Below are 9,719 nucleotides of genomic sequence, written 5' to 3'. Positions count from 1 at the left end.
GACCGGGGATCGTCCGTTTTCCGAACGGCCCTGACCGAATTGTGGTCTTGACGGACAGTCACATTCTCGCTGAACATCAGGCTCGCACTGACGCACTAACGCTCACCCGCTCTATCCCCACTCGTTCCGTCATATCCCCGCGGAATCCCGGAGCCCCCACATGAGCCTGTCCGTCTCTCGGCGCCTTGCTGCCGTGACCGCGTTCGCGGTCGCCGGCCTGTTCGCCTCAGCCGCCCCCGCCGCACTCGCCGCCCCCACGGCGGTCACCGCGGCACCGACACCGCCCGACATACCGCTGGCCAACGTCAAGGCCCACCTGTCGCAGCTCTCGACCATCGCCGCCAACAACGGCGGCAACCGCGCCCACGGCAGGGCCGGCTACAAGGCCTCGATCGACTACGTCAAGGGCAAGCTCGACGCGGCCGGCTTCACGACCACCCTGCAGACCTTCACCTCCAGCGGCGCCACCGGCTACAACCTGATCGCCGACTGGCCGGGCGGCGACCCGAACTCGGTCCTGATGGCCGGTTCGCACCTGGACTCGGTGACCTCGGGTGCGGGCATCAACGACAACGGCTCCGGCAGCGCGGCCGTCCTGGAAACGGCCCTCGCCGTCTCCCGGGCCGGTCTGCAGCCCACCAAGCACCTGCGCTTCGGCTGGTGGGGCGCGGAGGAGCTGGGCCTGATCGGCTCGAAGTACTACGTCAACAACCTGCCGGCGGCCGAGAAGGCGAAGATCTCCGGCTACCTGAACTTCGACATGATCGGCTCGCCGAACCCGGGCTACTTCGTCTACGACGACGACCCGACCATCGAGCAGACCTTCAAGAACTACTACGCCGGCCTCGGCGTCCCGACCGAGATCGAGACCGAGGGCGACGGCCGCTCCGACCACGCCCCCTTCAAGAACGCGGGCATCCCCGTCGGCGGCCTGTTCTCCGGCGCCGACTACACCAAGACGGCGGCGCAGGCGCAGAAGTGGGGCGGCACCTCCGGTCAGGCCTTCGACCGGTGCTACCACTCCTCCTGCGACAGCCTGACGAACATCAACGACACCGCCCTGGACCGCAACTCCGACGCCGTGGCCTACGCGGTCTGGACGCTCGGGGCGGCCACTCCGGTCCCGCCGGGCCAGTCCTTCGAGAACACGGCGGACGTGAACATTCCGGACTCCCCGGCGGCGGCGGTGTCCTCGCCGATCACGGTCTCCGGTGTGACGGGCAACGCACCCGCCACCACCAAGGTCGACGTGAACATCGTCCACACCTACCGCGGTGACCTGGTGGTCGATCTGCTCGCCCCCGACGGCACCGTCTACAACCTGCACAACCGCAGTGGAGGCAGCGCCGACAACCTGGTCCAGACGTACACCGTCAACGCCTCCGGCGAGGTCGCCAACGGGGTCTGGAACCTCCGGGTCAAGGACGCGGCGGCACAGGACGTCGGCTACATCAACAGCTGGAAGATCACCTTCTAGTCTTCCGGCTTCCGGCTTCCGGCGTCTCGCCCACCGGCCGGCCGATCCACGGCTCCGGCACGATCCGATCCGGTCGTGCCGGAGCTCAGCCGTCCTCGCGCGCCTGCGAGGACGCCTGGAGCGGCCCTTGGATGCGGGCGCGCAGCTCGTCGGCCACGGCCGCGATGTCCGCGCGGCCCAGTTTCGCCGCCTCCACCAGGTCACCGAGCTCCTCCGGGGACGGCAGCTGCTTCGCCCCGGCCACCCGCAGGTACGAGCGGGTCGCGGCGGCCGCGTAGAACTCGTTCATCGGGGATTCCAGCGCCGGGCACACCGCGAGGGTGTGCAAAAACGCGGCGGCCCGCCACGCGGTGTCCGGGGCGGGCTGTTCGGGCACGAGGACGAGGTCGTTCTGGTGCCGGGCGACCGCGGCGGCCACCCCGGAGGGATCCCACACAGCGGGATCGGACGGAAGGTGGTGGGCCAGAGCCGTCCAGGCCCACTCCATGGTGATCTTCAATTGCCGAACCGCTGCTGGAAGTAGCTCCAGTGATCGGCGAACTCCTCTATGCCGGAGAGGAAGTTCTTCCGGTCCTCGTCGAGTTCGCGTTCCGTGACCTCGGTGATCAGCGCGGTGACCGTCGTCCCCAGTGCTGCCGCACGTGCCTTCAGGCGTTCGTGGAACTCTTCGTCCAGGCGGATGGTGACGTGTCTCGACATGTCCCACACCGTACAGCGGGTGCGCTGTACGGGGAGCCGGAATGCCGCAAGGGTGGGCAGGGACACAGTCCCGGCCCACCCTGGCGGCGGTTCGTCCGGCCGTCGGCTACTTGTTGGCGTCGGCCGCCTTCATCAGCGCGTCCTTGGTGACCGCGCCGACGTAGACCTTGCCGTCGTCCGTGATCAGGGCGTTGACCAGGCGGGTCGACAGGACACGGCCCTCACCGAACTTCCCGGTGACCTTGTCGCCGAGGGAGTCGAGGAACTGCTTGGCCTCCTTCGGGGCGTTCTTGTCGTTCTCCAGGTCCTTCAGGCTCCGGTTCACGCCCGAGTCGATGCGGGCGATGGTCGTCCAGCCCTCGCCGAGCACCTTCACGTCGCCCTTGCCGCCCGCGCCGCCGGTCAGACCGCCGAGGCCCGGGAAGGACTCCAGCGCCTTCCAGTGCTCGTCGCCGCCCTTGCCCTTGCCGGCCCCGTCCACGCCCTCGGTCACCTTGGCGCCCTTGGGCGCGGTGAAGGCGAAGGTGTCCGCGGCCGGCTTGGCGAAGTCCACCTTGGTGAAGCCGGCGTCCACGATCGGCTTGCCGCCCTGGGCGGAGAGCAGCTGCACGCGCAGCGGCACGCCGTTCTTGGCGTCCACCGCGATCTGGACCGAGCCGACCGTGGAGCCGCTGTGCTTCGGCTTCAGCACCAGCTGATAGGCGTCCCGCCCGGCCACCTGCGCGGTCTCGCCGACGCTGATGTCCGTGGTGGGACCGGCGGCCGCCAGGACCTCCTCGGCCAGCTTCTGCGGCGAGGCGGCGAGGCGGTCGCCGGTCTTGTGCTCCTTGCCGTCCTTGCCCTTGCCGTCCTCGCCCTTGCCCGCGTCGGCGTTCTTCTCGTGGAAGACCTCGTTGGACTTGGAGTCGTAGCCCCACACGTCGTCGCCGTTGTGGATGAGGCTGTACTCGTCCTTGCCGTCGAGGAAGGTGAGCCGCTGGCGGTCCGGGCCGTCGGCCGCGACGCGCAGGGTGTGGCTTCCGTTCGCCAGCTGGGCGACCTTGTCCTCCGGATTGGCGGAGCCGCCCGCGATGCCACCGCCGCCGAGCAGCCCGCTCGCGATCTTCGGCAGACCGAGGTCGGTGGTGATCCGTGCGGTGCCGGACAGCTGCTGCACGTCCGAGGCGGCGACCTTCTCGATGAGCTGCTGCGCCGTCACCTTCGGCAGGTCGGGCCCGCCGGCGTTGGCGAAGGCCGGGACCATCGCAACGGTCGCCGCGGCCACGCCCGCCACCGCTACCGGTACGGCGTACCGGGCGGCCTTGCGGGAAGTCTTGGTGTTCGGTGCCATGTCAGTGCCCTGCCCTCTGTGTCGACTGCGGTGACCACCGTGTCGCCGCGCTCACCCGATCTGGTGGGGTTTGATGACTCCATCTGACCAAATCGGCGGCCGCGGGGCGTCAGTCCCCGGACGCAACTCGGCGTACGCCCGTGGGATGACATGGAAAGGGCCCTCCTCCCCCGACCCGTAGGGGTCGCCGGGGCGGAAGGGCCCGTTCCGCAGTCGTGGCGGCTACCCGGCGCGGTGCACCACCGCGTCGCAGAGCTCTTCGAGCGCCGATTTGGCGAAGCACTCCGGCAGCGGGGCCAGCTTCGCCCGCGCGTCCTCGGCGTACTGGATGGTGTCGCGGCGGGCCCGCTCCAGGGCCGGGTGCGCCCGCAGCCGGGTGAGCACCTCGGCATGGCGGGCGTCGTCCGTCAGGTCGCCGTCCAGGAGTTCCACGAGCTGCAGGTCCGCCGGGTCGCCGCCCTGGGCCGCCATCTCACGCAGCCGCAGCACGGGCAGCGTCGGGATGCCCTCGCGCAGGTCGGTCCCGGGGGTCTTGCCGGACTCGTGCGCGTCGGAGGCGATGTCGAGGACGTCGTCGGCGAGCTGGAAGGCGGTGCCGAGCCGCTCGCCGTACTGGGTCAGGATGTCGACGACCGGCTCGTCGGCGCCGGACATGAGCGCGCCGAACCGGCCGGAGACGGCGATGAGGGAGCCGGTCTTGCCGGCGATGACGTCGAGGTAGTGGGCGACGGGGTCGCGGCCGTCGCGCGGGCCGGCCGTCTCCAGGATCTGGCCCGTCACCAGCCGCTCGAAGGCCTCGGCCTGGATTCGTACGGCCTCCGGCCCGAGGTCGGCCAGGATGTGCGAGGCGCGGGCGAACAGGAAGTCACCCGTGAGGACGGCCACCGAGTTGCCCCAGCGGGCGTTGGCGCTCTCCACCCCGCGGCGGACGTCCGCCTCGTCCATGACGTCGTCGTGGTAGAGCGTGGCCAGGTGCGTGAGCTCGACCACGACGGCGGACGGCACGATGCCGGGCGCGTAGGGATCACCGAAACGGGAGGCGAGCATCACCAGCAGCGGCCGGAACCGCTTGCCGCCGGCCCGGACCAGGTGCTGTGCGGCCTCGGTGATGAAGGGGACTTCGCTCTTGGTGGCTTCCAGCAGACCCGCCTCGACGGCGGCCAGTCCGGCCTGGACATCGGTTTCAAGAGCCTGGTCCCGCACGCTCAGTCCGAACGGCCCGACGACGGTCACGAGGGGTACTCCTGTCTGCTGACGATCACGCTGACGATCACATGGATTGTCGATGTGTCGCTGCCATCACTCAAGCCAGCGTATCGGGTCTGTTTTCGATCACCGAGAGGGCCTTCCCGGCCACCACCCGCGCACTGTCCGATGTGCACCGGTATGTTCGGAGAGAGCCGAATCAACCGGAGAATACGCCTTGACCGGAATGACGACCGATATGGACGAGCCCGCCGGATCCGGAGACCCCCCGACCGCCGCCCCGGACGACCATGCCTTCCCCGGCCGCCCCCGACCTGTGGGCGTGGTCGTGAGGGCGATGGCGAGGGCGCCGTGGCCGCGGCGCACGAGGCACTCCGTCCACTGAGGCCGGGCCCGGCGGCCCGAGGCGAACGTCCGAGGCGATTGGCGGCTGAGACCAGATGATCATCCGTACCGACTTCCCGTACGGGACCACCCACGAGGATGTCCGGATCCCGCTGCCGGACGGCGTAGAGCTGTACACGCGGATCTGGCGCCCGGTGACGGACGAGCCCGTTCCGGCTCTGCTGGAGTACCTCCCGCACCGGCTCACCGACGGGACCGCGCCGCGCGACTGGCAGCGCCACCCCTGGTACGCGGGGCACGGCTACGCCTCCGTACGGGTGGACGTGCGCGGGCACGGCTGCAGCGGCGGCCGGCCGGGCGACGCGTACGACGCCCGCGAGCTGGCGGACGGGGTCGCCGTGGTGGAGTGGCTGGCGGCGCAGCCGTGGTGCACGGGAGCGGTGGGCATGTTCGGGATCTCGTGGGGCGGATTCAACGCCCTTCGGATCGCGGCGCTGGCCCCCGAGCCGCTGAAGGCGGTCGTCACCGTCTGCTCGACGGACGACCGGTACGACAACGACGTGCACTACATGGGCGGCTCGGTGCTCGCCGTGGACATGCACGCGTGGGCGGCGACCCTGCTGGCCTTCGCCTCCCGGCCGCCGGACCCGCGGTTCGTCGGCGACGACTGGCGCCGGCAGTGGCTGGACCGGCTGGAGGCGGTGGAACCCCTGGTCCACACCTGGCTCTCCCATCAGACGCGCGACGCCTACTGGCGCCACGGCAGCGTCTGCGAGGACTACCCGGCCATCCGAGCGGCCGTGCTCGCGGTCGGCGGCTGGCACGACCCGTACCGGGACACCGTGCTGCGGCTGGCCGAACACCTGCCGTCCGCCCGCGTACGGGGCCTGATCGGCCCCTGGTCGCACCAGTACCCGGACCGCGGCCTGCCTCCGGGACCGCCCATCGGCTTCCTGCAGGAGACCCTGCGCTGGTGGGACCACTGGCTGAAGGGGGCGGACAACGGGGTGATGGACGAGCCGCTGCTGCGCACCTGGATCAGCGACTCGCACCCGCCGGCCACGGTGTACGAGGAGCTCCCGGGCCGGTGGGTCGGCGAGAAGGCCTGGCCCTCCGCGTCCGTCATTCCCGTCCCGTACGTGCTCCAGGGCGCGCCCGTGGACGTCGCCTCCCCGCAGCACACCGGACTGGACGCGGGCCGGTTCCGCCCCTCCGGCAACGACGCCGACCTGCCGCCGGACCAGCGGGAGGAGGACGCCAAGTCGGCCTGCTTCGAGTTCCCGGTGGGGCGCGAGGAGCCGGTGGAGATCCTGGGACGGGCGTCGGTGACCCTGCGGCTGCGCCTCGACGTGCCGTACGGGCAGGTGATCGCCCGGCTCTGCGACGTCGCCCCGGACGGCGCCTCGACCCTGGTGACACGGGGCGCGCTGAACCTCTCCGCGCGCCGGGGCCGGGACCGGGCGCTGCCCTGGCCGGTGGGCTCGTACGAGGACGTCACCTTCGAGCTGAACGGCATCGGTCACGCCTTCGCGCCGGGGCACCGGATCCGGCTCGCCGTGTCCTCCGCGTACTGGCCGTGGATCTGGCCGCGGGCCGGTTCCGAGGCCGGCTGGACCCTGGATCCGGCGGGCAGCGCGCTGACCCTGCCGGTGCGGGCGGTCTCCACGGCGGACGGCGGGATCGCCTTCGAGGCCCCGGAGCAGGCGGAGCCGCTCGGCGTGGCCTTCCCGTCGACGCTGGACGAACCGGCCCCGGAACGGCTGGTGGTACGGGACGTCGCGCGCGGGACGTGGCGGCTGGAGGTGGACCCTCGCGGGGGCACCCGGGTCTACCCGGACGGCCTGGAGTACGGCGAGGACGCGGAGGAGCTGTACGAGATCCAGGACGCGGACGCCCTGTCGGCGCGCGCGCTCTCGCGGTGGCGGATCCGGCTCCACCGGCCGGAGCTGGGCTGGGACGCACGGGTGGAGACCCGCTCGGAGATCCGTTGCGACGAGGGCGGCTTCCTGACGTCGAACGAGGTGGTGTGCCGGGAGGGGGACGAGGTGGTCTTCCACCGGACGTGGGAACGCCGGCTGCCGCGCGCCGCGGGCTGAGCGGGTCGAACGGCCCTGGCGCGGGCGGCCCCGGGGGGCAGCGCCTCCGGAACGGGCGGTCAGCCGAACAGCCGCTCCAGGACCACCGCGATGCCGTCCGCCTCGTTCGAGAGGGTGATCTCGTCGGCCACCGCCACAAGCTCGTGGTGGGAATTGGCCATCGCCACCCCGTGCGCGGCCCACGCGAACATCGGGATGTCGTTCGGCATGTCCCCGAAGGCGATCGTCCGGAACGGGGAGACGCCGAGGACGTCCGCCGCCCGCGCGAGCCCGCTGGCCTTGTCGATGCCCGGCGGCTGGAGTTCCACCGTGTGCTCGCCCGCCATCGTGACGTTCACCAGGTGGCCGACCACGGACCGCGCCACCCGGGTCAGCTCGTCGTCGTCCAGTTCCGGGTGCTGGAGCAGCACTTTGTTGATCGGCGCCGACCACAGGTCGCAGCGCCGCGGGACGCGGACCGTCGGCAGGTGGGGATGCCACATCCGGTAGCCCGGCCCTATCAGCATCTCCGCGTCCAACCCCTCCTGGTTGACCGCCGCGTAGACCTCGCCGATCTCCGCCTCGATCTTGCCGAGGGCCACCTCGGCCAGCTCCCGTTCCATGGAGACGGAGTGCAGCAGGCGCCCGCGCGCCGCGTCGTACACCTGCGCGCCCTGCCCGCACACCGCGAGCCCCGTATAACCGAGCCGGTCCAGGACGTGTCGGACCTGGGGGACGGGGCGTCCGGTGACGATGATGTGCTGGGCGCCGGCCGCGCGCGCCGTCGCGAGCGCCTCGTACGAGCGGGCGGAGACGGTGTCCCCGGCTTGCAGCAGAGTCCCGTCCAGGTCTGTGGCGATCAAGGCATAGGGAGGGGCCGGAGGCGGGGCGGAAGTCACGGCGCCTAGGATACGGACCCCTTTGGACAAGTCCTACAAATAGAGCCCGAATCCGGCCTCCCGCACGCCCCATCCGTCAATTGACACGCTCCAGCGTCGAGCGGGGCAGGGGCGAGGCAGGGAAGTGCACAACCCCGACCGTAAGGCCCTCGATCGACAGCGCGCGCCAAAAGATCAGATATGACCGGAACTGTGGATATCTGACCATGGGCGTCGTCCTGGGGCTGTGTTTCATCTCCGACCGGGCACCCGCGCTTTCCTGCGGGATCCTGAGTAGCGTGTCCCGCACCGTGTCTACCGGGACACCCCCGGACCGCGTCGAAAGCGAGGCAGTACCCCATGCCCCAGCAGAGCCCCCTCGATGTCCCCGAGGGCGACCCGTTCGGGCCGCACAACCTCCCCTACGGCGTCTTCTCGACCGCCGCAGAAGGCCGCCGCCGGATCGGTGTGCGCATCGGCGGGCACGTGCTCGACGCCGGGGCGGCCGCGGCCGCGCTCGGTTCCCCCTACGCCGGGCTGCTCGGCCGAACCTCCCTCAACCCGCTGCTGGCCGCCGGGCGCACCGCCTGGCGCGACGTCCGCCGCGCGCTGACCGCCTGGGTCACCGACCCCGGCCACCGCCCCGCCGTCGAGCCGCACCTGCTGCCGCTCGACGAGGTCACCCTGCACCTGCCGTACGAGGTCGCCGACTACGTCGACTTCTACGCGAGCGAGCACCACGCCACCAACGTCGGCAAGATGTTCCGCCCGGACGGCGACGCGCTGACCCCCAACTGGAAGCACCTCCCCATCGGTTACCACGGCCGCTCCGGCACCGTCGTCGTCTCCGGCACCGACGTCGTGCGCCCCTCCGGTCAGCGCAAGGCGCCCAGCGACCCGGCGCCCGTCTTCGGCCCCTCCGTCAAGCTCGACATCGAGGCCGAGGTCGGCTTCGTCGTCGGCGCCCCCTCCGAGCTGGGCACCCCGGTGCCGCTGAGCGCGTTCGAGGACCACGTCTTCGGGCTGTTCCTGCTCAACGACTGGTCGGCGCGGGACATCCAGGCCTGGGAGTACGTGCCGCTCGGCCCGTTCCTCGGCAAGTCCTTCGCAACCTCCGTCTCCGCCTGGGTCACCCCGCTGGAGGCCCTGGACGCCGCCCGCGTGGCGCCGCCCGCCCGCGACTTCCCGCTCCTGCCCTACCTGGACGACGCCGCCCTCGACCGCCCCGGCGGCTTCGACCTGCGCATCTCCGTCTCCATCAACGGACAGGAGGTGGCGCAGCCGCCGTTCGCCACCATGTACTGGACGGCCGCCCAGCAGCTCGCCCACATGACCGTCAACGGCGCCTCCCTGCGCACCGGTGACGTCTACGGCTCCGGCACCGTCAGCGGTCCCGAGGTCGGCCAGCGCGGCTCGCTGCTGGAGCTCACCTGGAACGGACGCGACGCCATCGAGCTCACCGACGGCAAGCGCACCTTCCTGGAGGACGGGGACACCGTCACCCTCACCGCCTGGGCCCCCGGCCCGGACGGCACGCGCGTCGGCCTCGGCGAGGTCACCGGCCGCATCGTGGGACCGAACTAGGCCGTCTCTTTCGGATCTTGCCGGGCCCGCGACGCCCGGCACCACGCCCGGCCGCGTTGTCGGGGCTCCGAGTACGTCCAGTACACAGGAGCCCCTCCGCCTTGCCAGGCACGGCACCGGACGCC

The 9,719-nt window shown here is 71.3% G+C and carries 8 protein-coding genes; 3 read left to right on the top strand and 5 right to left on the bottom strand.

Features of this window, described 5'->3' with window-relative positions:
* Window positions 1–160: 160 nt before the first annotated feature.
* Window positions 161–1,477 (top strand): M28 family metallopeptidase, encoded by a 1,317-nt coding sequence (locus ACWGIU_RS18915; protein ID WP_453707217.1) that lies wholly within the window; start codon window positions 161–163, stop codon window positions 1,475–1,477.
* A gap of 85 nt (window positions 1,478–1,562) precedes the next feature.
* Here ACWGIU_RS18915 and ACWGIU_RS18910 read toward each other — a convergent pair whose 3' ends face one another.
* From ACWGIU_RS18910 to ACWGIU_RS18895, 4 genes are all read right to left on the bottom strand, one after another.
* The gene (locus ACWGIU_RS18910; RefSeq protein ID WP_453707215.1) at window positions 1,563–1,976 is read right to left on the bottom strand and encodes a hypothetical protein; all 414 of its coding nucleotides are present in this window, start codon (window positions 1,974–1,976) and stop codon (window positions 1,563–1,565) included.
* Window positions 1,973–2,176, bottom strand: a complete 204-nt coding sequence (locus tag ACWGIU_RS18905; protein WP_234314053.1) for a ribbon-helix-helix domain-containing protein — start codon at window positions 2,174–2,176, stop codon at window positions 1,973–1,975. Before ACWGIU_RS18905 ends, ACWGIU_RS18910 begins: the two co-directional genes overlap by 4 nt.
* 106 nt (window positions 2,177–2,282) lie before the next feature.
* The gene (locus ACWGIU_RS18900; RefSeq protein WP_453707213.1) at window positions 2,283–3,506 is read right to left on the bottom strand and encodes a LolA family protein; all 1,224 of its coding nucleotides are present in this window, start codon (window positions 3,504–3,506) and stop codon (window positions 2,283–2,285) included.
* Between the two features lie 222 nt (window positions 3,507–3,728).
* Window positions 3,729–4,739: a polyprenyl synthetase family protein gene (locus ACWGIU_RS18895; RefSeq protein WP_453707211.1), complete on the bottom strand. Its 1,011-nt coding sequence runs from the start codon at window positions 4,737–4,739 to the stop codon at window positions 3,729–3,731.
* 413 nt (window positions 4,740–5,152) lie between these two features.
* Here ACWGIU_RS18895 and ACWGIU_RS18890 point away from each other — a divergent pair, with 413 nt between their 5' ends.
* Window positions 5,153–7,153 carry a CocE/NonD family hydrolase gene (locus ACWGIU_RS18890; protein ID WP_453707209.1) on the top strand — a complete coding sequence of 667 codons (2,001 nt, stop codon included), beginning with the start codon at window positions 5,153–5,155 and terminating at the stop codon, window positions 7,151–7,153.
* Window positions 7,154–7,212: 59 nt separating this feature from the next.
* On the opposite strand, the gene ACWGIU_RS18885 is transcribed toward ACWGIU_RS18890, so the two are convergent.
* Window positions 7,213–8,031, bottom strand: a complete 819-nt coding sequence (locus ACWGIU_RS18885; RefSeq protein WP_453707207.1) for a Cof-type HAD-IIB family hydrolase — start codon at window positions 8,029–8,031, stop codon at window positions 7,213–7,215.
* 339 nt (window positions 8,032–8,370) lie between these two features.
* Here ACWGIU_RS18885 and fahA point away from each other — a divergent pair, with 339 nt between their 5' ends.
* Window positions 8,371–9,594 (top strand): fumarylacetoacetase, encoded by a 1,224-nt coding sequence (gene fahA, locus ACWGIU_RS18880; protein WP_453707205.1) that lies wholly within the window; start codon window positions 8,371–8,373, stop codon window positions 9,592–9,594.
* The last annotated feature ends 125 nt before the right edge of the window (window positions 9,595–9,719 follow it).

The sequence above is a fragment of the Streptomyces sp. NPDC054840 genome, from assembly GCF_053611065.1.
Note: the sequence above shows the minus strand (reverse complement) of the source record. Positions and strands in the feature narration are given on the sequence as shown.